The 22,850-nt window shown below is 62.9% G+C and carries 23 protein-coding genes and 1 pseudogene; 18 read left to right on the top strand and 6 right to left on the bottom strand.

The annotated features are described in order from the left end of the window. Positions 1 to 2 precede the first annotated feature (2 nt). A complete protein-coding gene (locus AC4NN3_RS13850; protein WP_491927675.1) occupies positions 3 to 941 on the bottom strand; it encodes a DUF6384 family protein in 939 nt (312 codons plus the stop codon). 31 nt (positions 942 to 972) lie between these two features. Then, on the bottom strand, positions 973 to 2,196 hold the full coding sequence (locus AC4NN3_RS13845) for a cell surface protein (protein ID WP_491927674.1): 1,224 nt from the start codon (positions 2,194 to 2,196) through the stop codon (positions 973 to 975). A 235-nt stretch (positions 2,197 to 2,431) separates the two neighbouring features. On the opposite strand from AC4NN3_RS13845, the gene AC4NN3_RS13840 reads away from it, so the two are divergent. The 14 genes and pseudogenes from AC4NN3_RS13840 (at position 2,432) to AC4NN3_RS13775 (ending at position 16,616) form a co-directional block, all read left to right on the top strand. Next, positions 2,432 to 2,917 carry an SRPBCC family protein gene (locus tag AC4NN3_RS13840; RefSeq protein ID WP_491927673.1) on the top strand — a complete coding sequence of 162 codons (486 nt, stop codon included), beginning with the start codon at positions 2,432 to 2,434 and terminating at the stop codon, positions 2,915 to 2,917. Between the two features lie 147 nt (positions 2,918 to 3,064). Beyond that, positions 3,065 to 3,187, top strand: coding sequence for a hypothetical protein (locus AC4NN3_RS13835; RefSeq protein WP_491927672.1), 123 nt, complete (start codon positions 3,065 to 3,067; stop codon positions 3,185 to 3,187). 191 nt (positions 3,188 to 3,378) lie between these two features. Continuing rightward, positions 3,379 to 4,380: a BMP family lipoprotein gene (locus tag AC4NN3_RS13830; RefSeq protein WP_491927671.1), complete on the top strand. Its 1,002-nt coding sequence runs from the start codon at positions 3,379 to 3,381 to the stop codon at positions 4,378 to 4,380. Positions 4,381 to 4,405: 25 nt separating this feature from the next. Then, positions 4,406 to 5,956: pseudogene (locus AC4NN3_RS13825) on the top strand (ABC transporter ATP-binding protein); the annotation flags it as partial. A gap of 122 nt (positions 5,957 to 6,078) precedes the next feature. Continuing rightward, positions 6,079 to 7,167: an ABC transporter permease gene (locus tag AC4NN3_RS13820; RefSeq protein ID WP_491927670.1), complete on the top strand. Its 1,089-nt coding sequence runs from the start codon at positions 6,079 to 6,081 to the stop codon at positions 7,165 to 7,167. Next, positions 7,167 to 8,141, top strand: a complete 975-nt coding sequence (locus AC4NN3_RS13815) for an ABC transporter permease (RefSeq protein ID WP_491927669.1) — start codon at positions 7,167 to 7,169, stop codon at positions 8,139 to 8,141. The genes AC4NN3_RS13820 and AC4NN3_RS13815 overlap by 1 nt, the downstream gene beginning before the upstream one ends. A 46-nt stretch (positions 8,142 to 8,187) precedes the next feature. Next, complete coding sequence (locus AC4NN3_RS13810; RefSeq protein ID WP_491927668.1) at positions 8,188 to 8,598, top strand: cytidine deaminase; 411 nt, start codon at positions 8,188 to 8,190, stop codon at positions 8,596 to 8,598. Beyond that, on the top strand, positions 8,595 to 9,389 hold the full coding sequence (locus AC4NN3_RS13805) for a purine-nucleoside phosphorylase (protein ID WP_491927667.1): 795 nt from the start codon (positions 8,595 to 8,597) through the stop codon (positions 9,387 to 9,389). The genes AC4NN3_RS13810 and AC4NN3_RS13805 overlap by 4 nt, the downstream gene beginning before the upstream one ends. Next, on the top strand, positions 9,386 to 10,390 hold the full coding sequence (gene deoC / locus AC4NN3_RS13800) for a deoxyribose-phosphate aldolase (RefSeq protein WP_491927666.1): 1,005 nt from the start codon (positions 9,386 to 9,388) through the stop codon (positions 10,388 to 10,390). The genes AC4NN3_RS13805 and deoC overlap by 4 nt, the downstream gene beginning before the upstream one ends. 121 nt (positions 10,391 to 10,511) lie before the next feature. Then, entirely contained in the window at positions 10,512 to 12,878 is a 2,367-nt protein-coding gene (locus AC4NN3_RS13795; RefSeq protein WP_491927665.1) for an aldehyde dehydrogenase family protein, read from the top strand. Between the two features lie 30 nt (positions 12,879 to 12,908). Further along, on the top strand, positions 12,909 to 14,243 hold the full coding sequence (deoA, locus tag AC4NN3_RS13790; RefSeq protein WP_491927664.1) for a thymidine phosphorylase: 1,335 nt from the start codon (positions 12,909 to 12,911) through the stop codon (positions 14,241 to 14,243). 3 nt (positions 14,244 to 14,246) lie between these two features. Continuing rightward, the gene (locus AC4NN3_RS13785) at positions 14,247 to 15,464 is read left to right on the top strand and encodes a phosphopentomutase (RefSeq protein ID WP_491927663.1); all 1,218 of its coding nucleotides are present in this window, start codon (positions 14,247 to 14,249) and stop codon (positions 15,462 to 15,464) included. Positions 15,465 to 15,488: 24 nt separating this feature from the next. Then, positions 15,489 to 16,130 (top strand): uracil phosphoribosyltransferase, encoded by a 642-nt coding sequence (gene upp, locus AC4NN3_RS13780; RefSeq protein WP_491927662.1) that lies wholly within the window; start codon positions 15,489 to 15,491, stop codon positions 16,128 to 16,130. A gap of 90 nt (positions 16,131 to 16,220) precedes the next feature. After that, the gene (locus tag AC4NN3_RS13775; protein ID WP_491927661.1) at positions 16,221 to 16,616 is read left to right on the top strand and encodes a VOC family protein; all 396 of its coding nucleotides are present in this window, start codon (positions 16,221 to 16,223) and stop codon (positions 16,614 to 16,616) included. A 45-nt stretch (positions 16,617 to 16,661) separates the two neighbouring features. On the opposite strand, the gene AC4NN3_RS13770 is transcribed toward AC4NN3_RS13775, so the two are convergent. The 4 genes from AC4NN3_RS13770 to AC4NN3_RS13755 form a co-directional block, all read right to left on the bottom strand. Further along, the gene (locus AC4NN3_RS13770) at positions 16,662 to 17,282 is read right to left on the bottom strand and encodes an HAD family hydrolase (protein ID WP_491927660.1); all 621 of its coding nucleotides are present in this window, start codon (positions 17,280 to 17,282) and stop codon (positions 16,662 to 16,664) included. A gap of 72 nt (positions 17,283 to 17,354) precedes the next feature. Continuing rightward, on the bottom strand, positions 17,355 to 17,867 hold the full coding sequence (locus AC4NN3_RS13765; protein WP_491927659.1) for a TadE/TadG family type IV pilus assembly protein: 513 nt from the start codon (positions 17,865 to 17,867) through the stop codon (positions 17,355 to 17,357). A gap of 59 nt (positions 17,868 to 17,926) precedes the next feature. Continuing rightward, complete coding sequence (locus AC4NN3_RS13760) at positions 17,927 to 18,493, bottom strand: TadE/TadG family type IV pilus assembly protein (protein WP_491927658.1); 567 nt, start codon at positions 18,491 to 18,493, stop codon at positions 17,927 to 17,929. Between the two features lie 123 nt (positions 18,494 to 18,616). Then, complete coding sequence (locus AC4NN3_RS13755) at positions 18,617 to 19,012, bottom strand: pilus assembly protein N-terminal domain-containing protein (protein ID WP_491927657.1); 396 nt, start codon at positions 19,010 to 19,012, stop codon at positions 18,617 to 18,619. 443 nt (positions 19,013 to 19,455) lie between these two features. Here AC4NN3_RS13755 and AC4NN3_RS13750 point away from each other — a divergent pair, with 443 nt between their 5' ends. The 4 genes from AC4NN3_RS13750 (at position 19,456) to AC4NN3_RS13735 (ending at position 22,840) form a co-directional block, all read left to right on the top strand. Next, positions 19,456 to 19,653 (top strand): Flp family type IVb pilin, encoded by a 198-nt coding sequence (locus AC4NN3_RS13750; protein WP_491927656.1) that lies wholly within the window; start codon positions 19,456 to 19,458, stop codon positions 19,651 to 19,653. Between the two features lie 111 nt (positions 19,654 to 19,764). Then, positions 19,765 to 20,265 (top strand): A24 family peptidase, encoded by a 501-nt coding sequence (locus AC4NN3_RS13745; protein ID WP_491927655.1) that lies wholly within the window; start codon positions 19,765 to 19,767, stop codon positions 20,263 to 20,265. A 205-nt stretch (positions 20,266 to 20,470) separates the two neighbouring features. After that, positions 20,471 to 21,406: a Flp pilus assembly protein CpaB gene (gene cpaB / locus AC4NN3_RS13740; RefSeq protein ID WP_491927654.1), complete on the top strand. Its 936-nt coding sequence runs from the start codon at positions 20,471 to 20,473 to the stop codon at positions 21,404 to 21,406. 12 nt (positions 21,407 to 21,418) lie between these two features. Then, positions 21,419 to 22,840 (top strand): type II and III secretion system protein family protein, encoded by a 1,422-nt coding sequence (locus AC4NN3_RS13735; protein WP_491927653.1) that lies wholly within the window; start codon positions 21,419 to 21,421, stop codon positions 22,838 to 22,840. Positions 22,841 to 22,850 lie beyond the last annotated feature (10 nt).

The following is a 22,850-nucleotide window of genomic DNA, read 5'->3' as shown; positions in this document are numbered from 1 at the left end:
TCTTACCACTGCGTTACCGCCCCGCCGGACACCGGCACATTGTAGTTCACCTCGACAAAGCCGTAGGTTTTGCGGCCGACCTCATTGTTCTGGATGATGCCGTCGTCGCGCTTGTCGGCCGACACCGCATCATAGACCGCCTCGGGCACGCGAATGCCCCAGATGCTGACCGTCTCGGTCGTGTCGTTCTCTTCGTTCAGGATGGGCAGGCTCAATGTCTGGCCTTCGTCGTTCACTGCCTCGACCACCAGATAGTAGTTGGTCGCGTCGGTGTTGACTTCCGGGATGGTCCAGAAGCCGGACTGCACATCGGCTCGGTTGACCACGCGCAGGCTGTATTCCTGGCGGATGGTGTCGCGCAGCGCCGCAAGCTCGGCCACGGCGCGTTCGGCGGCCGGCCGGTTGCCCTCGGCCGCCAGGGTCTGCCCGCGCGTGCGGATCGCCTCGGCCTCCATCACCGCCTGCTGCACCTTGGTTTCTTCAAAGATGGTTTCGTAGAGGCTGTCCATCTGTGCCGGCAATCCTTCGGCCAGCTCGACGCGCGCCTGTTCCGCCTGGCCGGCGCGATAGGGCTGCCAGACCCCAAAATAGCCGATGATCAGCGCCAGCAGCGCCCCACCCACCACCAACACGGGCTTGCCCCACCGGCCACGGCTGACATAGAGCCGGGCCAGCGTCACCCCGAAGCTGGGCGCGGGCGGATCATAGGTGAACCGGCTTTCCTGCAGCGCCGTCACACCCTCCTTGAGGATGTGGTCGGGCACCTCGATGCCCTGCTGGTGATAGATGTCGCGCAGTTTCTCCAGCAGTTGTGCCTGCTTGGCATCGGTATCGAGTTCGCGCGTCGCCAGGCCCTGCTGGTGGCGGAGCGTGTCCACCACGTCCATGGCCAGCATGACTTCGTCCAGGGGGGCAGCGGACTTCGCTGTCACGTCACTCATTGTTGCCGTCCACCCGTGTGTGTCCGTCCCCTCAGGTTCTGCTATCGAGCAGCAGAGCATTGCCCTCGGCGGCCAGCGCCGCGAGGCGTCGCTTGCCATCTTCCACGGCATCGCGGATTTCGGCGGAATTCTTGGTCGAGGCGATGCGCATCTCGTTGATGATGGTGCGGCTCTTTTCCTGGAAATTGACCACGGAATCGACCAGCTTCTTGACGGCATCGGCGCGTACAGTGGGGCCATAGCCGGCCCGCACGGCCTCCTCGGTCACCTTGTCGCCGATCTCGGCGAGGGTTTCGAGACTCTTGCTCATGCCCTCTTTCATCGCGTTCAGCGTCGCGGTGGATTCATGCAGGCCGAACATGCCGGTAAACGAAGCGCTCAGCGCCGTCAGCACTGTCTCATTGGTCGAAAAGAACGAGATCGACTGCTGATAGACCCGCTCCTTGGCATTGGTGGTCTGCATCAGCCGGGCCATCACCACTTCGGACGTATTGTAGGAAATGGTCAGATTGTCCGAGAGGTCCTTGGCGATCTGGTAGCGGGCCTCCTCATTCTGCATGGCGCGCAGCTTTTCGTCGCGATCCATCTCGAGCCGCGCCCGGTCGGCCGGCACGCTGCCGGCAAAGCTCGACACGGCGGTCGATGCGGCCACCAGGATATCCTTCTTGGCGGCCAGGCGCTGCTCGGCAGTGGCCAGCACTTCGAGCGCCATCACCTCGGACTGCTTGAGCGCCCCGCGGAAATCGCGATAGGCCTCCAGAATGGTATGTTCGCGGTCGATCTGGTCCTTGGTGTCGGCCGTCACCGCCAGGTAGGTGTCGCGGATCTTGTCAAAGCGGCTGGCGATATCGCCGCGGCTGACCTTCATCCAGACATTGGAGGCGCGCTCGAGCAGGTCGAGCTTGTTGTCGGCCAACTGGTCGACCATGCCCTTGGCATCGTCGCGGATCGAATCAAAGCCCTTGGTGATGTCTTCATAGCGTTCGCCGATCTGCATGGCGGCGATCTGCTCGCGCACCACTTCGTTGAAGGCGCTGGCCTGGCTGAGCGTGCGGCCGATCAGCAACACGCGGGTTTCGTCCAGTTCGGTAATCTTCTGCAACAGCCCGGTAATCGGCGCCTCGCCTTGCTGCTCGGGCCAGATTCCCAGATCGCGAATGGCGTTGACCGCCTTGTCCAGGTACTGCAGGGGCGTTGCTGCCGTGCCGACAGGCGCCAGCTGGCTGGTCGGTGCAGGGGTCACATCATGGGCCATCGTCTCGCTCCCGCTTCTCATGCCGAAACGTCAAAACGCGCCTCGTTGCGCATTGATCGCCGCTCCGTCGCCGCCTGACAATTGCATCGCTCTGCCAAGACAACTATTTAGACCATATTGGTGCGAAAAAGCCGCACGTAAAGAGCGGGGACGCAACTATGGCAGGCAGGTATTTCGGGGGTCTTCGCGGCCATATTAGGGCCGGCACCTGCTTGCGCTGCGCGGGGGGCCGCTGATGGACTTTGGCGGACGCTACATTGTTGCAGCGCCGAGGGTTGCCGTCTGGGCGGCGCTCAACGACACGGCCATGCTCAAGGCCGCCATTCCGGGCTGCCACAAGATCGTGTGGTCGGGCGCCGACACGCTCGATCTCGAGATCAAGGTCAATCTCGGCGTGGTTCATCCCGTGTTCAAGGGTGACCTGGCGCTCAGCGGCATCGTGCCGGCGGAACGCTATACCCTGACCGGCCGCGGCAAGGGCGGCCTGCTCGGGCTTGCCGAGGGCTCGGCTGACATCATCCTGTCCGACCAGGGCGAAGATACGCTGCTGGTCTTTGTCGCGCGGGGCGGTGCCTCCGGCCAGATCATGAAGTTGGGCAAGGCCATTATCGGCCACTCGGCGCAAAAGGTCATCGACGGTTTCTTCGAACGCTTCGGCGCCGCCATGGGCGCCCAGGTGACGCCGCTACCGGTCGAGCCGGACACCGACCCCGTTCCCTGATCTGGGTGCCCTGCAGGCCAGGCATGATCCGATGGCTTGTTAGCATTGCCCTAACCATATCGGCAGCTGCCCTCAAACCATCACAATCGTGCGGGCGGGTCCGGGCTATGCAGAGGGGCAGATCCGTCCAACTTGAAGCAAATTGTCATGACCACCCAGACTAGGGACACCATCGCCCTCTTTGCCATTGGCTCACTCGCCATCATCGCAGTACTGTTTCCCGACATTGATCTCGAGCATCTCTTCAGTTTGCTGTTGGCGCGCCTCTGAACGTACCTGCCACCGGGTTAAAGCGTGCCCTTGCGTCGACCCGGCTGCCCGATTTTTGACCAACCGGAAAAAATTGCGCAATTGCATCTTGCAAGCGGCCCGTTTGCACGATTGTATCGGCTTCCAGTGCACGCCGAGTACCTGATGGGGCCCATGCCGGCGCGAGCGTGCAAGACAGGGAGATGCAATCTATGAAAATTTCGACCCTTACCAAGGCCGTCGCAAGCGGCGTTGCCTTCAGCGCGCTGATGGCCGGCGTTGCCTTCGCCGATGGTGCACTGGTCTATGACGGCGGCGGCAAATTCGACAAGTCGTTCAACGAAGCCGCCTATACCGGCGCCGAGAAGTTCAAGGCCGAAGGCGGCGCCTACCAGGATCTGGAAATCTCCGGCGACGCTATGCGCGAACAGGCCGTTCGCCAGTTCGCCGCCCGTGGCAACAACCCGATCGTGCTGCCGGGCTTCTCCTGGGAAACCGCGCTGCGCACCGTTGCGCCTGAATTCCCCGATACCAAGTTCACCATCATCGACACCGTCGTCGACCTGCCCAACGTGCAGTCCGTAGTGTTCAAGGAACAGGAAGGCTCCTATCTCGTCGGCATCCTGGCCGCGATGAAGTCGGAAAGCGGCAAGATCGGTGTTGTTCCGGCGTTCAACTTCGACCTGCTCGAAGCCTTTGCCTGCGGCTATGCCCAGGGCGCCAAGTCGGTAAACCCCGACATCGAAGTGCTCGAGACCTATGTCGGCACCGGCTTTGAAGCCTTCAATGATCCCGTCAAGGCTACCGAAGTTGCCAAGTCCCAGCTCGACCAGGGCGTGGACGTGATCTTCCAGGTCGCTGGCGGCGCCGGTGCAGGCGTGCTGCAGGCCGCTGCCGACGCCGGCAAGTTCGGCATCGGCGTCGACTCCAACCAGAACCATCTCCACCCCGGTTCGGTGCTGAGCTCGATGACCAAGCGCGTCGACGTCGCCACCTACAACGCCATGAAGGGCGTTGAAGACGGCACCTGGGCCCCCGGTCTGATCGTCCTCGGCCTCGCCGAAGAAGGCGTTGGCGCCGCCATGGACGACAACAATGCCGCGCTGATCACGCCGGAAATGCAGGCAGCCGTCGAAAAGGCGACCGCCGACATCATCTCCGGCGCCGTCACCGTGCACGACTTCCGCAGCGACAAGCAGTGCCCGTCGCTCTAATGCCAACAGGGTTGGACTTTCATCGATGACGAGTCTTGACCCGACACACCAGCAGCGGTCCGAAAAGGCCGCTGCTGCCCCGCTTGCCATTGAGCTGATCGGCATCAACAAGCATTTCGGCCCGGTCCACGCCAATCGCGATATCCACCTGGCCATCCGCCGCGGCACGGTGCACGGCATTGTCGGCGAAAACGGCGCCGGCAAATCGACACTGATGTCGATCCTCTATGGTTTCTACACGGCCGACAGCGGCGAAATCCGCGTCAATGACATCCCCCACGCCATCACCGATTCCCGCCATGCCTTGGCCCTGGGCATCGGCATGGTGCACCAGCATTTCATGCTGGTCGACAATTTCAGCGTGCTCGAAAACGTCGTGCTCGGCGCCGAGAATTCGGCTTTGCTGGCGCCGACCCTGACCAAGGCGCGCGAACAGCTCAAGCAATTGGCCCGCGACTATGGCCTCGAGGTCGATCCCGACGCCATCGTCGAGAACCTCTCGGTGGGCCAGCAGCAGCGCGTCGAAATCCTCAAGGCGCTCTATCGCGGTGCCGAAACCCTCATCCTGGACGAGCCCACCGGCGTGCTGACGCCGGCCGAGGCCGATCACCTGTTCCGCATTCTCGGCAAGCTGCGCGACGAGGGCAAGACCATCATCATGATCACGCACAAGCTGCGCGAGATCATGGCCATTACCGATGACGTCTCGGTCATGCGCCAGGGCGCCGTGGTGGCAACGCTCTCCACCGCCCAGACCAGCCCGGAGCAGCTGGCCGAGCTGATGGTGGGCCGCCACGTGCTGCTGCGCGTCGACAAGGGCCCCGCCAATCCCGGCAAGGTGATGCTCTCGGTCGAAGACCTCGTCGTCACCGACGATTTCGGCGTGCCGCGCGTCAAGCATGTGAGTTTTGAGGTCCGCGCTGGCGAGATCGTCGGCATTGCCGGGGTGGCCGGCAACGGCCAGTCCGAACTGCTCGAATCCATCGCCGGCATGCGCGACCAAGCGGGCGGCACGATCCGGCTCAATGGCGAGCCATTGTCGCTCGAGGGCGACGATGGCGCTGCCCGCGCCCGCGCCGCCGGCCTTGCCCATGTGCCCGAAGACCGCTTGCGCATGGGTCTGGTCACCAATTTCTCCCAGTGGGAAAACTCCATCCTGGGCTATCAGCATTCCTATGGCGACGGCCCGGCCCTCGACATTGCCAAGGCGCGCGCCACCGCCGCCGACTACATCAAGAAATTCGACATACGGCCGGCCAATATCGACCTCAAGACCTCCAATTTCTCCGGCGGCAACCAGCAGAAGATCGTGCTGGCGCGCGAGATGGAGCGCAATCCCGAAGTGCTCATCGTCGGCCAGCCGACGCGCGGCGTCGATATCGGCGCCATCGAGTTCATCCACAACCAGATCATCAAGATGCGCGATGCCGGCAAGGCCATCCTGCTGGTCTCGGTCGAGCTCGACGAAATCCGCTCGCTCTCCGACCGCATCCTGGTGCTGTTTGACGGCCAGATCGTTGGCGAGGCCGATCCGGCCACGGCCGACGAGACCGAACTCGGCCTGCTGATGACCGGCTCGCACCCCGGCGCGGTCAAGACAGTCACCGAGCCAGGCACATTGCCGGCGCACGAGACCCCGATCCAGCAGACGCTCGTGGAAATGAGCCCCAAGAACAATTCCGGCAGGGAAACCAACTGATGACCACATTGCCGCGCTGGGCCGACGTGGTCCTTCTGCCTTTGCTCAATGTGGTGCTGGCCTTCCTGGTCGGCGGGCTCATCGTGCTCGCGGTCGGGCAGAACCCGATCGAAGCCGTCGGCATCATGCTCTACGGCGCTTTCGGCTATGGCTCGGGCTTTGGCTACACGCTCTACTACACCACCGATTTCATCTTTGCCGGACTGGCCGTGTCGCTGGCCTATCATGCCGGCCTGTTCAATATCGGGCCCGAAGGCCAAGCCTATGTCGGCGGTCTCGGGGTCATCCTGATCGGGCTGGCGCTCAACGGCACGCACTGGGCCATCGTCTTCCCGCTGATGATCGTCTGCGGCGCCGCCTTCGGCGCGTTCTGGGCCTTTATTCCAGGCTACCTGCAGGCCAAGCGCGGCAGCCACGTGGTGATCACCACGATCCTCTTCAACTTCATCGCCGTCTCGATGATGGGCTACATCATCTCGCGGATATTGAAGCCGGCCGGCGTCAATTCCGACGAGAGCGCTCCGCTCGACGCCATCACCCGCGTGCCGCAATTGCGCACCTTCATCGAGCTGTTCAAGAACTCCCCGGTCAACGTGACCTTCTTTCTGGCTATTGCCGCCCTGTTCTTCGTCTACTGGCTGATCTGGCGCACCAAGTTCGGCTATGCCGTCCGCGCCCTGGGCAATAATCCGGTCGCCGCCAACTATGCCGGCATTTCCAACCAGAAGATGATCATGATCGTCATGGCCCTGGCCGGTGCCTTTGCCGCCATGGTCGCGGTCAACAATGTCGGCGGCGTGCAGGGTCGGCTGATCCTCAATTTCGTCAACGGCGCCGGCTTTGTCGGCATTGCCGTGGCCTTCATGGGCAAGGGGCATCCGGTCGGCGTCGCCCTGTCGGCATTGCTGTTCGGCATCCTCTACCAGGGCGGGCAGGAACTGGCCTTCCAGATGCCCGGCATTACCCGTGAAATGATCGTCACCATCCAGGCGCTGGTGATCCTGTTTACCGGCGCCATGGGCGACATGCTGCGCGGCCCGCTGTCGCGCATCCTGGCCCAACCAGACCCCGTGGCCGGAGCCAAGTGATGGAACAGTATCTCGTCGACATCACCCTGATCCTGGATTCCACTATCCGCCTGGCGGTGCCGCTGATCCTGGCCTGCCTCGCCGGGCTTTATTCCGAGCGCGCCGGCATTGTCGATATCGGCCTTGAGGGCAAGCTGCTGGCTGGCGCTTTTGCCGCCGCCTCCATGTCGGCCGTCACCGGCTCGGCCTGGCTCGGCCTGTTGGCCGGCGTGGGCGCAGCGCTGATGTTTTCCGGCATCCATGGCCTGGCCTCGATCAACTTCAAGGGCAACCAGACCATTTCCGGCGTGGCGCTGAACTTCCTCGCCGCCGGTCTCACCACCTTTTTGGGCCAGAGCTGGTTCCAGCGCGGCGGCTATACACCCCAGTTGAGCGGCGACCAGCGCTTCAGCCCCATCACGCTGCCCTTTGCCAGCGAATTGCGTGACGTGCCGGTGCTCGGCCAGATCTACTGGGAGCTGATTTCGGGCCACAATATCATCACCTATTTTGCTTTTTTCTGCGTTCCGGCGACCGCCTTCATCCTGTTCCGCACCCGGTTCGGTCTGCGCCTGCGCGCCGTGGGTGAAAACCCCAAGGCCATCGACACGGCCGGCATTTCGGTGACGCTGCTGCGCTATCAGGCGCTGGTGATCACCGCCGTGCTGGTGGGCATTGGCGGCGCCTATCTGTCGATTGCCCAGTCGGCCGGCTTCAATAACAACATGTCGGCCGGTCGCGGCTATATCGCGCTGGCGGCGCTGATCTTTGCAAAGTGGCGGCCGGGCCCGGCGCTGCTGGTCTGCCTGATGTTCGGCTTCCTTGACGCGGTACAGTTCCGCATCCAGGGCCAGTCCTTCCCCATTATTGGCGAAGTGCCGGTGCAGGCCATCCAGGCGCTGCCCTATATCCTGACGGTGGTGCTGCTCGCCGGCTTCATCGGTCGGGCCGTAGCCCCCAAGGCCGCCGGCGTGCCCTATACCAAGGAGCGCTAGCAGCGGCCGCTCGACCCATTGAGGTCTACTGACAGAAGGATTGCACATGGCTGACACATCAAGGGACCAGGAGCTGTTCCTGGCCGCTGAGGCCATTCGGGCCAAGGCCTATGCGCCTTATTCGCGCTTCCAGGTCGGCGCGGCCATCCTGGCCGATGACGGGAAGATCTATACTGGCTGCAATGTCGAAAACGCCGCCTATCCGGTGGGCAATTGCGCCGAGCCCAGCGCCATCGCTGCCATGCTGGCCGGCGGCGCCAAGCGCATCAAGCGCATCTATGTCACCGGTCCCGGCACCATGCCGGTCACCCCCTGCGGCGGCTGCCGCCAGCGCATCCGCGAATTCGCCGATCTCGATGTCGAGATCATTTCCCATGGCGTCGACGGCGACCCCCTGATCTGCACGCTGGATCAGCTGCTGCCGCACAGTTTCGGGCCGGAGTATCTGCCCAAATGACCAAAGCAGCCAAAACCATAATCAAGATCGCCGGCAAGAAGCCGATTGCGGCCGCTATCGTGCTGGGTTCGGGCCTGTCGGCCATTGGCGACCTTTTGGCCGACAAGCTCACCATTCCTTACTCCGAGCTCAAGGGCTTTCCCGGCGGTGGCGTCTCCGGCCATGGCCGTGACCTGCTGATTGGCATTCTGGGCGGCAAGCGCGTCGCCGTGCTGACCGGCCGCGAGCACTACTATGAGCACGGCAATGCCGCCGCCATGCGCCCGGCGCTTGAGGCCATGTCCGAGCTGGGGGCAGAAAGGCTGTTGCTCACCAATTCGGCCGGCTCGCTCGATGCGCGCTTCCAGCCGGGCGATTTGATGGTTCTGTCCGACCATATCAACTATGCCGGCATGAACCCGCTGATCGGCGAGGCCACCGACCGGCGCTTCGTCAACATGGTCAACTGCTACGATCCCGAACTGCGGGCCAAGGCCCAGGGCCTGGCTGAGAGGCTGGATATCAAGCTCGGCGAAGGCATCTATCTGTGGTATTCTGGCCCCAGCTTCGAGACCGTCGCAGAAATCCAGATGGCCGTGCGCCTCGGCGCCAATGCGGTGGGCATGTCGACGGCACCTGAAGTCATTCTCGGGCGTTTCCTGGGCATGAAGATCTGGGCCTGTTCGTCCATCACCAATATGGGCGCGGGCCTGTCGAGCGAAAACATCAGCCATGAGCATACCAAGACCATGGCTGTACAGGGCGCCCAGAAGCTGAAAAGGCTCATTCCGGCGCTGGTGGAGGAGCTATGAGTTTACGCGTTATCGACAAGACGCCCCAGGGCGGTCAAACGACCCACAGCCCGCACAAGCGCAATCCCGGTTTTCCGCTCGATCTCGACTGGGTCGAACGCGTCCGCATGAACCGCTCGGCGCTGGAGCGCCGCGCTGGTTCGATCGGCGCCCGCCGCACCGTCAAGAAGGACTATCAGCTGGCCTGGCTGCTCAAGGCCATTACCCTGATCGACCTGACCACGCTCAATGCCGACGACACGGCCGGCCGCGTCGAGCGTCTCTGCGCCAAGGCGCGCCATCCGCTGCGCCAAGACATTCTCGACCGCCTCGACGTGCCCGAGCTGCGCATCCTGCCCGGCGCGGTCTGCGTCTATCATAGCTTCGTCAAGACCGCCGTGGCGGCCCTTGAGGGCACCGGCATTCCGGTTGCCGCCGTGTCCACCGCCTTTCCGCATGGCCTGGCGCCGCTCGAGACCAAGCTGCGCGAGATCGAGCTCTCGGTGGCCGAGGGGGCGCAGGAAATCGACATCGTCATCGAGCGCGGCATGGTGCTGCGCCAGGACTGGCAGGGGCTCTACGACCAGATCCGTGCCTTCCGCAAGGCCTGCGGCGATGCCCATATCAAAACCATTCTGGGCACCGGCGAGCTGGCCACCCAGAGCAATATAGCCAAAGCGAGCCTGGTCTGCATGATGGCCGGTGCCGATTTCATCAAGACCTCGACCGGCAAGGAAAAGGTCAATGCCAATCTGGTGACCAGCCTCACCATGATCCGCATGATCCGCTGGTTTGCCGAAGAGACCGGCATCGAGATCGGCTACAAGCCGGCCGGCGGCATTTCCAAGGCCGCCGATGCGCTCAAATACATGGCGCTGATGAAGGAGGAACTGGGCAATGGCTGGCTACAGCCGCACCTGTTCCGCTTCGGCGCCTCGACCCTGCTGACCGATATAGAACGCCAGCTCGAGCACGGGCTGACCGGGCATTATGCGGCGGATTATCGCCAGCCCATGGTGTGATGAGTGTTGGGTGCGCTCGCGCCCACGAAGAACGCCCGGAGCGCTATGCGCGCAGGGCCCGGACAAACAGCACGCACGGCGCCGTTCCCGCGCAGACGGGAATCTCTCCGGAGGAATGGATATGAACAAGATCGCGCAAATCTTCCAGTCGCTGGATTACGGCCCGGCCCCCGAAGGCCCCGAACAGGCCAATGCCTGGCTCGACGCCCATGACGGCAGCTTCGGCCATTTCATCGACGGCGAATGGACCAAGCCCGGCAAGAGCTTTTCATCGGACAATCCGGCGACGGGCAAAAGCCTGGCGCAGATCAGCAATGGCACGGCCGAGGATGTCGACGCGGCGGTCAAGGCCGCCCACGCCGCCTTCAAAGGCTGGAGCGCGCTGTCGGGCTATGCGCGCGGCAAATATCTCTATGCCATCGCCCGCGCAGTGCAGAAGCATGCCCGGCTCTTCGCCGTGCTCGAAACTCTCGACAACGGCAAGCCGATCCGCGAAAGCCGCGATATCGATATTCCCTTGGTGGCGCGCCACTTCTACCACCATGCCGGCTGGGCCCAGCACCTGGGCCGTGAATTCCCCGATGCCGTGCCCTATGGCGTCTGCGGCCAGATCATTCCCTGGAACTTCCCGCTGCTGATGCTGGCCTGGAAGATCGCTCCCGCTTTGGCCGCGGGCAATACGGTCGTGCTCAAGCCGGCCGAATTCACCTCGCTGACGGCTTTGCTGTTCGCCGAAATCTGCCAGCGCGTCGGCCTGCCCAAGGGCGTGGTCAATATCGTCACCGGGGCCGGCGAGACCGGCGCGGCGATCACCGCCCATGCCGGGATCGACAAGATCGCCTTTACCGGCTCGACCGAAGTGGGCAAGATTATTCGTGCGACGACGGCGGGTACCGGCAAGGGGCTCAGCCTCGAGCTGGGCGGCAAGTCGCCCTATATCGTTTTTGAGGATGCCGATATCGACAGCGCCATCGAAGGCCTGATCGACGCCATCTGGTTCAACCAGGGCCAGGTCTGCTGCGCCGGATCGCGCCTTTTGGTGCAGGAGAGCATCGAGGAGCGGTTCATCGCCAAGCTCAAGACCCGCATGGCAACGCTGCGCGTCGGCGATCCGATGGACAAATCCATCGATATCGGCGCCATGATTGACCCCGTCCAGGTGGCGCGTATCCGCGACCTCATGGCGCGCGGTGTCGCCGAGGGCGCGGTGGTGCACGAACCAGAAGGCGCGCTGCCCACCACGGGCTGTTTCCTCAAGCCTGCTCTGGTCACCAATGTCTCGCCCGCCAATAGTCTGGTGGCCGAGGAGATCTTCGGGCCGGTGCTGGTCGCGATGAGCTTCCGCACGCCCGAAGAGGCGGTGGCCCTGGCCAACAATACCCAATATGGCCTCGCCGCCACCATCTGGAGCGAGAACATCAATCTGGCGCTCGACATCGCGCCGCAGATCAAGGCCGGTGTGGTCTGGATCAATGGCACCAACAATTTCGACGCCGCGGTCGGCTTTGGTGGCTACAAGGAATCCGGCTTCGGCCGCGAAGGCGGCCGCGAGGGCATGAGCGCCTATCTCAAGCCGGCCTGGGAAAAGGATCTCAAGCCCGCACCCGCCGCCAAAGTGGTTGAGGCCAAGGCTACCAATCCGCTCGATGCAGGTCATCTCGACCAGACCGCCAAGATGTATATCGGCGGCAAGCAGGCCCGTCCCGACTCGGGCTATTCCCGCCCCGTGCTCGGCCCCAGGGGCGAGCTGATCGGGGAAGTCGGCGACGGCAATCGCAAGGATATCCGCAACGCCGTGGAAGCCGCTCGCGCCGCGCTGGGCTGGTCGACAACGCCGGCCCATACGCGGGCGCAGATCCTCTATTTTCTGGCCGAAAACCTCGACTATCGCCGCGGCGAGTTCGCCGCCCGCATCAAGCTGCAGACCGGTCACGACGGCGCCGAAGAGGTTGACCTCTCGGTGGAACGCCTCTTCGCCTTTGCCGGCTGGGCCGACAAATATGATGGCGCCGTGCACAATCCGCCGCTGCGCGCTGTCGCCGCCGCCATGATCGAGCCGCTCGGGGTGATGGGCATCGTCGCGCCGCCAAGTCGCCCGCTGCTGGGCTCCATCGCGCTGATCGCCCCGGCTCTGGCCATGGGCAATACCGTGGTGCTGGTGCCCTCGAGCCAATCGCCATTGTCGCTGACCGACCTCTACCAGGTCATCGAAACCTCCGACGTTCCCGCCGGCGTCATCAATATCGTCACCGGCGACAGCGTGGCCTTGGCCAAGACGCTGGCCGAGCATGACGGCGTCGATGGCCTGTGGTTTGCCGGCAATGCCGAGGCCTCGACCATGGTGGAAAAGGCCTCGACCTCCAACCTCAAGCAAACCTGGACCAGCCGCGGCCTCTACTATGATCTGGCCGATCGCCGCTTTGAGGGCGACTATTTCCTGGCCAAGGCCACCCAGGTCAAGAATGTCTGGATTCCCTATGGGGCCTGAGCCGGCAGCCCCGAACAAGAAAGCCGATCAATGGTCTTCCTCCCCCAAGAAGTCATCGCCCGCAAGCGCGATGGCCATGCCCTGAGTGTCGACGAAATCGGCGCCTTCATTGCCGGCTTTACCCAGGGCAGCGTCTCGCATGCCCAAGCCGCAGCCTTTGCCATGGCGGTCTATTTCCAGGACATGACCATGCCCGAGCGCGTGGCGCTGACGCTGGCCATGCGCGACAGCGGCACGGTACTCGATTGGTCTGATCTCGACGGGCCGGTGGCCGACAAGCATTCGACCGGCGGCGTCGGCGACAATGTCAGCCTGATGCTGGCGCCGATCCTGGCGGCCATGGGCATTTTCGTGCCGATGATCTCGGGCCGGGGCCTGGGCCATACCGGCGGCACGCTCGACAAGTTCGATGCCATCCCCGGCTACCAGACCCAGCCCGACAATGCCCTTTTCCGCCAGGTCGTGCGCCAGGCCGGCTGCGCCATTATCGGCCAGACCGCCGATCTGGCCCCGGCCGACAAGGCGCTTTATGCCATTCGCGACGTGACCGGCACGGTGGAATCGATCGCGCTGATTACCGCCTCCATCCTCTCCAAGAAGCTGGCCGCCGGGCTCGACGCGCTGATCCTGGACGTCAAGACCGGCTCGGGCGCCTTCATGCCGACGCTCGATCGCTCGCGCGAGCTGGCGCGGAGCCTGGTCGACGTGGCCAATGGCGCCGGCCTCAAGACCGGGGCGCTGATCACCGACATGAACGAGCCGCTGGCCAGCGCCGCCGGCAATGGCCTTGAAATGCGCAACGCGGTCGACTTTTTGACCGGCCGCCACCAGGACGCGCGCCTCAAGGAGGTGACGCTGTCGCTCTGCGCTGTCCTGGCGGAAATGACCGGGGTTGCCGGCACCGTAGAAGCTGGCCGTCTGCTGGCCGAAGCTGCGCTCAATAGCGGCCGCGCCACCGAGCGCTTCGGCGTCATGGTGCATGCTTTGGGCGGGCCGGGTGACTTCATCGACAAGGCGGATCACTATCTAGCGGCCGCCCCGATCATCCGCGACGTCTTCGCCGATGGCCAGGGCACCATAGCCGAGATCGACACCAAGGGTGTCGGCATGGCGGTGGTGGCCCTGGGCGGCGGCCGTACCATGCCCACCGATGCCATCGACCACCGCGTCGGCTTTGACCGGCTGGCGGGCCTGGGCGCCACGCTTGACGGGCACACCCCGCTCGCGCGGCTGCACGCTGCCGATGCGGCTAGTGCGGACGATGCCGAACGCCGGATCAAGGCCGCCTATCGGCTGGGCGCCGCCGCGCCGCTGCATGCTTTGATCCCCGACGCCGTGCCCTTTGCCACGTCTCAGGAGATCTGACCCATGCCCCGCGCCATCCTCTGCATTCTCGATAGCGTCGGCATCGGCGGCGCCCCCGATGCCGATAAATATGGCGATGTCGGCGCCAATACATTTGGCCACATCGCCGAATGGGCCGCTTCCGGCAAGGCCGACCGTGCCGGCCTGCGCAGTGGTCCCCTCCATGTGCCCAATCTGGATGCAATGGGCATCGGCGCAGCGATCCAGCTCTCGACTGGCAGACTGCCGCCCGGGCTCTCCGCCAGCGCCAAAGGTGGCCGCTTCGGTGTCGGCCGCGAGGTCAGCAATGGCAAGGACACGCCCTCGGGGCATTGGGAAATCGCTGGCGTGCCGGTGCCGTTCGACTGGGGCTATTTCCCCCATACCGAGCCGACCTTTCCGCCGGAGCTGATTGCCGAATTCGTCAAGCGGGCAGGGCTGCCCGGCATCCTGGGCGACAAGCATGCTTCGGGCACCACCATCATCGCCGAGCTGGGCGAGGAGAGCATCCGCACCGGCAAGCCGATCTGCTACACCTCGATCGACTCCGTCTTCCAGATCGCGGCGCATGAGAGCCATTTCGGCCTCGATCGCCTTTATGACATTTGCCAGATCGCCTTCGAACTCACGGCACCGCTGATGATCGGCCGCGTCATTGCTCGCCCTTTTGTGGGAGACGACGCCGCCAATTTCAAGCGCACCGGCAACCGCCGCGACTTCGCCATTCCGCCGCCCGAGCCGACCCTGCTCGACCGCAACCAAGCCGCCGGCCATCAGGTCTATGCCATCGGCAAGATCTCCGACATCTATGCGGGCCATGGCGTCACCCACAAGATCAAGGGCACCGGCCTTGGCCAACTGTTCGACAAGACGCTTGATGCCATGACCATGGCCGCCGACAGGGCCATGATCATGACCAATTTCGTCGACTTCGACAGCGAATATGGCCATCGCCGCGATGTGCCCGGCTATGCCGCGGCGCTCGAATTCTTCGACAGCCGCCTGCCCGAGATGATCGCCGCCATGCGACACGACGACCTGCTGGTACTGACCGCCGATCACGGCAACGACCCGACCTGGGCCGGCACCGATCATACCCGCGAGCAGATCCCCATTCTGGTCTTTTCCCCAAGCCTGGACGCAGGAGAGATTGGCATTCGTTCCACATTCGCCGATATTGGGGAAAGCATAGCCCACTGGCTCGGCCTCGAGCCTGGCCGTCACGGCAAGAGCTTCCTTTAGCAACCCACAGCAGCAGGCGATCCCATGACTCCAGCGCGCGGCAATGTAACCGTCATCGATCACCCGCTGATCCAGCACAAGCTGACCATCATGCGCAACAAGGAGACTTCGATCGCCGGTTTCCGCCGCTTGCTGCGCGAGATCGCCCATCTGATGTGCTATGAGGTGACGCGGGATCTCCAACTGGAGATGGTCTCGATCGAGACCCCGATGGCGCGGATGGACAGCCCCACCATCAAGGGCAAGAAGCTGGTCTTTGCCTCGATCCTGCGCGCCGGCAATGGCCTGCTCGACGGCATGCTGGACCTGGTGCCCGCCGCCCGCGTCGCCCATATCGGCCTCTATCGCGACCACGAGACGCTTCAGCCGGTGGAATATTACTTCAAGGCGCCGTCCAACCTCGAAGACCGCCTGATCATCGTCGTCGACCCCATGTTGGCCACGGCCAATTCGGCCACCGCCGCCATTGAAAAGCTCAAGGAGCGCGGCGCCAATAATATCCGCTTCCTGTGCCTGCTGGCTGCACCTGAGGGTGTGGCGCGCTTCACCGAGGCCCATCCCGATGTGCCCGTCTATACCGCGGCCATCGACGAGAAGCTCAACGACAAGGGCTATATCATTCCGGGCCTGGGCGATGCCGGCGACCGCATGTACGGCACCAAATAGCAGTCCTCACGCGCTGGTCGCGCTCCGGACGGGGCGCGCCACGCGCGGGGTCCTCGCTGCGCTCGTCCACGGCAACTGAGAGTTCAATTCATGGCCAAGCTCGTCCATTCCATGATCCGCGTCCTCGACGAGGCGCGCTCCGTCGATTTCTATACCCAGGCCTTTGGCCTGCGCATTGCCGACCGGCTGGTCTTTGCCGACTTTACCCTGGTCTATCTCGCGGCCGAGACCGGCGGTTTCGAGCTTGAACTGACCATCAATCATGGCCGTGGCGAACCCTATGCACTGGGCGATGGTTATGGCCATATCGCCCTGGTGGTGGACGATCTCGATGCCGAACACGCCCGGCTGACCGGGCTCGGCTATGCGCCGCGCAAGCTGGTCGATTTCAACAATGGTGATGTGCCGGTGGGGCGCTTCTTCTTCATTGCCGATCCCGACGGCTACCAGATCGAGGTCATCCAGCGCGGTGGCCGCTTCGGCTGACGCCGGAAACGAAAAACCCCGGATCGGTCCGGGGTTTTGCTTTTGCTACTTCGTCTTGAGCGGCAGGCCCAGGGCGATCAGCTCCTGGCGCAGCTGAATGGGATCCTTGAAGTGGATGCCATGCATGCCGAACTTGCGCGCCGAGATGATGTTGGGCTCGCTGTCATCGATGAAGACGCAGTTTTCGCCAGCGATGCCGTAGCGCTCGCTGAACACGCGATAGAGCCGGGGATCGGGCTTCACCAGGCCTTCAAGACCCGAGACGATGACACCGTCGAACTTTTCCAGGAACGGCCATTCGCCGAGGCAACTGACCCATTTCTCCCAGGAGAAATTGGTGATGGCGAAGGTGGGGATTTCCTGCTCGATCAACTCGTCATGGATGTCGATCGTGCCCTGGATGAAGCCGCCCAGCGTCTCCTTCCAGCGCAGGTCATAGGCCTGGATTTCCCGCCAGTATTTGGGAAAGCGGGTGATCAGCTTGGCCACGCCTTCGGAATAGATTTCGCCGGCATCGAATTCGAGGTTCCAGTCCAGCGTGCAGATGTTCTGCTGGAACCACACCGCGTCCTCTTCGGTCTCGAAGAGCTTGCGGAACAGGTACATCGGGTTCCAGTCGACGAAAACGCCGCCAAGGTCGAATACGGGGACGAGCGTATCGGTCATGCTGAATCTGCCGGAAAGAGGGATCTTGCCCGGCTTGTGCCATGCAGTCCGGGGCGGTGCAAGGCCGCGGCTCTAGTTGAGCTTTATCTGCTCGCGGAAGCGCGGCATGAAGAAGTTCTCGCGGTAGAGGTTGACCGCCGAGTCAAAGACGATGCCGTAGAGCGGCGAATAGGCCAGGCCGCTCTCGGTGACGATGACATATTCGCCTGTGGCAATGGCCACGACTTCAGCCGGCAGGGCAAAGACCGCGCCCTTGACATGCGCGCCGGTGGTTTGAGCGGCCTCTCCCACATAACGCCTCGACCAGTCCACGGTGGCCTTGCCGGCGGTATCGACTTTGACCTGCGTCACGATTTGCACCAGCTGGTCCGAAGGATAGGGCGTCATGATTCCGCCGGCGATCTTGACATAATTGTCCAGCGTGCTGGTGCTGAGCGTCCCGTTGGAACGGGCCACCAGGTCGCCCACAGCGCCCGAGACGGTCTGCACCTTGCGATCCATGGAAATCAGCGCGCTTCCCTCCACCATGCCGATATAAAGCATGAGCATGATGGGCAGGATCAGCGCGAATTCCACAGCGGCCACGCCACTTTCGCCATTCCTGAATGCGCGGGCCCAGCCGCGCCATGTGGCACGCGCCCGCATCAGCTATAGGGCTCGTTGCGGAAGACAGTGGCGGTTCCGAGCAGCCGTTTCTGCTCGGGCAGATTGGCCAGGGTCATGTCGCCCAGCGACAGGATGATAGGCCACTTGTAATACACCTGCACCACCACAATGCTCGAGCCCAGGCCGGCGGTATAGGCTTCCGGCCGGTTCCACTGGCAGTTGTTCTGGCAAGTCCAGTCGATCGGCGGGGATATGGCGATCGAGCTGAAATCACTGATGGTCTGCACCTCGACATAGAGGCCGCTGCAGTCGCCAAACATGCCGTATAGGCGATCGCAGAGCCGGGCCTTGAAGTCGGCCGCCGTCACGATGACGCCCTGGGCCTGTCCGGTGCGGATATAGCGGCTGGTGTCCTGTACGGCACTTTCGAGCACCTGGCCGGACAGGAAGACCACCGACGTTTCCAGAATGGCGCCGATAATGGCAAAGAAGGGCAGGGCCAGCAGACCGAATTCAACGGCCGTGGCGCCACGCTGATCGCGCACAAAGCGGCGCCGTTGGCGGAACAGCGCCTGTCCGATCAGTGATCCCAGTCCAGTGGCCATCAGCGTTGCCTTGTTGCAATGGGGCAAAGCTAGTCGCGCGTGGCTAACTGATGGTTAGGACAGGGTCAGAACGCTCCGGCAACTGCCCGCGCGGTTAATGGCGCCTTAATGCCACGCGAAGGCTCAGTTGCCCATCGAACTCATCATGCTCGACGACGCAATCGCCTGGCCGGAAAATGCCGGATCATCGCCCATCATGATGATGTTCTGACACACCGGCGCGCAGGCAATGCTGGTGCGGGCCTGGCCCTGGTAGACCGTCGTCACCCCGGCCTGCATCTGCACCACTTCGATGATCGTATCGGCGATCGGATTGCCGGCATTGTCCAGCACGATCAGATTGGTCTGCCCGAAGCTCTTGCCGGTCAGGATCAGCGTTTTCGGGTCCTGGATGGTGACATCGGCAATCCCCGGATTGCCCACGATGACGGTCGCCGCCGAGGCATTGATGCGCAGGACCCGGGCCATGTTCACATTGACATTGATCGGCGCACCATCCTGGGCGACGACCGGAGTCATGCCAAGGCCGCTTCCCAACGACAGGCAGAGAGCGAAGACGGCAGCAGGGTTGATGCGCATGGCGGTTCCGGCGGTACGGGTACTCGATGCGGCCATTTTCCACGCGAATGGTGAATATTTGGCAAACGCCGCCCATAGACTGCCACTGGTCTCGCTGTAGTAATGTTCTGAGACTTCTAGATATTTACTGCTGGATGGAAAATAAATTCCGTTGAAGTTCAGTTATGTCAATTGATTGCGAAAAATAATTAGAAATACTGTCGCTAAGATACAGTCAATTTTCTTAAAAAATCGGTAACTATATTGAATTTGCTAGGAATTTCGCGCGCTGCCGGCTTTCGATTAACGCATTTTCAAGGAGTGCGGCATAGCCTTGAGCCATGTTCGATGTCTAACGTGTCGAACGATGGCGTCTCTTGATGACGTATAATTGGAGTCTGGGAATGAACCTCTTCGCACGCTTCGCGCAGGACGAGTCCGGCGCGACCGCAATTGAATACGGCCTGATCGCCGCGCTGATCTCTGTCGGCATCATCGTTGCCGCTTCCGCCCTCGGCGGCAGCCTTGGTGACCTGTTTAACGGCATTTCCGGCAAGCTGGATAACTCGACTACCACGATCAACGCCGCTCCTGCCACCTGATCGGTTGACTAACGCAAAGCTTACGGGGGCCGCATCAGCGGTCCCCTTTTTTGTTTGTTAACCCTTCGGCGGCAGATTCCGCCCGGACCGACCAGTGGGGATAAGCCGGGCATGTCGACCATCGCATTGTTGCTGTTTCCGGCCGGCATGGCCCTGGCGGCCGTGTCCGACCTGCTCACCATGACCATTTCCAACAAGCTGGTACTGCTGCTCGTCGCCGCGTTTTTCGGCATTGCCCTGGCAGTCCAGCTGCCTCTCGACGTCCTTGCCCTGCATGTCGCCTGCGCCCTTGTCGTGCTTGTCGCCGGCTTCACCTTCTTTGCCCTGGGCTGGATTGGGGGTGGTGACGCCAAGCTGGCCGCGGCCACGGCGCTGTGGCTGGGATTTGGCCTGGCCATGCCTTACCTGGTCTATGCAGCCCTGCTCGGCGGCGCGCTGACCCTGGCCATTCTGGGGCTTCGCAATCTGCCCCTCATGCCGGTATTGGCACGCTATGGCTGGCTGGAACGCCTGCATAATCCGAAGTCGGGTGTTCCCTATGGTATCGCCTTGGCCATTGCGGGCCTGCTGACCTATTCCAGCTCAACTATATTCGAGCGCCTGACTGCGTGACTGCAGTTCAGATGCAGATTAGATTGCTCCGATCAAGCGCGTTCTATTTTCCGACATCGCAGTGATACAGACTCCGGGTTTACCCGATTTCACAAAGTGTTAACCGGTTCTGCAAAGCTCCGATTAACCAAACTTTGACCCTTTGGGTGCAAGGTTCAGCCGGTCGAGTTGGGCGTCCGCGTCCTGAGTGCAACCGGAGTGAGTCATGAAGCCGGCGCGTATCATCCTGTTGCTTGTAGCCTTGGTTGCCGGCGGCCTGGCTGCCTTCCTGGTGACCCGAGGCGGCGGCCCGGCGCCCGAACCCCAGTCCGTTACCGAAATCGTCCCTGAGGCCAAGACGCAAATCCTGGTCGCCAGTGCCCCCATCGGCATGGGCGAGCGGCTCAAAGTGGAAACGCTGGAATGGCAGGAATGGCCGCAAGGCGCCCTGCGGACCGACTATGTAACCATTGACGCCATGCCCGACGCGCCCGCCGAGCTGACCGGCGCCGTGGCGCGTTTCGAATTTTTTGCCGGCGAGCCCATTCGCCAGGCCAAGCTGGTCAGTGCCGACCAGGGCTATCTTTCCGCCGTGCTCCAGCCCGGCATGCGTGGCGTCTCGGTCGGCGTGAGCGCCGTATCCAGTGCGGGCGGCTTCATCGTACCCAATGATCATGTTGATGTTGTCCTGACCACCCAGAGCGCGGCCGGCGAGCGATCGGACGTTATTCTGGCCAATGTGCGTATCCTCGCCATCGGCAAGCGCCTTGGCGAGGTCGGGGTGAGCGGCGGCCAGACCGAGGAGGAGATCGCTGCCGGCGGTGCGCCGCAGGCCGTCACCTTTGATGATGCCACCATTGCCACGCTTGAGCTCGACCCGAACCAGGCCGAAACCCTGATCAACGCCACCACCCAGGGACAGCTGTCGCTGACCCTGCGCTCGGTGGCCGATTTTGCCGAGGACGCTGCAATACAGCGGCCGGGCAACAACCAGGCCATTCGCGTCTTTCGATTCGGCAAGGAGCAGAGCGTGTTGGCCGGCAGCGCCGGTCAGGTGCAGCTGGTCGAGACGACGGGTGTGAGCATGCCGGTCATGCCGGCCGCCGGGGCAGGGACCTCTGGCGAAGTCGGCGGGACGCCGGTCGGACCGATGGTGCAGTAGGTGGAGAACAACATGACGAACTTTTTGCACCGGCTCCGCCACCGCGCTCAGCAACTCATCGCCCCGGCTTTGGTCGCTATGCTCGTATCTGCCAGTTTCGCTGCCGCCCCGGCGTCCGCCAGCGAGACGCATGTGACGGTTTCGGCTGCCGCCTATGGCGCCACCCGCCAGCTCGAGGTGCAGATCAACAAGACCGTGCTGGTCGATCTGCCCGCCGGCGCGGCAGAGGTCATCGTGTCCCAGCCCAATGTGGCCGCAGCCATCATGCGAAGCCGGACCCGGGCGATTGTGCAGGGCATGACGGGCGGCGATACCAATATTTTCTTTCTCGACGATATGGGACGCACCATTGCCGTGCTGGACGTGAACGTCATTGAGCAACCGTCTCAGGTTGGCAACGCCCTGCAGATTGCACTGGCCCGTATCATTCCGGGCTCCAATATCCGCGTGGAGTCCGTCACCCTGGGCGGCGATACCAACCGTGTGGTGCTGACCGGCAATGTGCTTTCCGGTGAAGATCGTGCCCGCGCCACCGAGGTCGCCGTGCAGTTTGCCGGCGGCGTTGAAAACGTGGCCAATATTCTCGACGTTTCGGGTGCCCAGCAGGTCATGCTTCAGGTCACCGTGTCCGAAGTGAAACGGACCATCGCCAAGCAGCTCGGCATCAACCTGGGGGCGGCTTTCAATGTTGGCACCACCAACCTGCTGCAGTTCGCCAACGGCCTGCTGACAGATGCATTCCCGCTCGATGGCGTCGATGCGCGCTTCAGCAGCGGTGGCAATTCGGTTACTGCGGCCATTCGCGCGCTTGAAGGCCGCGGCGCCCTGCGGGTGCTGGCCCAGCCGACCCTCACCGCCATTTCAGGCGAGGCCGCCACGTTCCTCGCCGGCGGCGAAATGCCCTATTACACCTTTGCCGAAGAAGACAACGGCACCCGCACCCGCACCGTCCTGTTCAAACCCTATGGCGTCGAGCTGGGGTTCACCCCAGTGGTCAAATCCAACGGCACCATCAGCCTGAAGGTGGAGACCTCGGTCTCCGAACCCCAGGCGAATGGCTCGATCACCAAGCGCGAAGCCAATACGTCGGTGGAGCTACCCAGCGGCACCACACTGTCGATCGGCGGGCTGCTGGAAGAAAAGTCCAGCCAGCAGATCGAGCAGTTTCCTTGGCTTGGCGATATCCCCATTCTGGGTGTCCTGTTCCGGTCCCGCGATTTCCAGACCGAGCAGACCGAGCTGGTCATTCTGGTCACCCCCTATCTGGTGGCGCCCAGCCCGGCCAATACGATCGCGGTGCCGACCGACGCCTCAAGCGTAGCCACCGACGCGGAGTCGATCTTTCTGGGGCGGCTGGAGAACATGTATGGCGTTGGCCAGACCGGCGAAATGCGTGGCAGCATTTCGGGCTCCGTCGGCTTCGTGCTCGACTAGCGCCGGGCGC

It is taken from the genome of Devosia sp. MDV22-iso42, from assembly GCF_058629155.1.
This window is presented reverse-complemented; position numbering and strand designations above follow the sequence as displayed.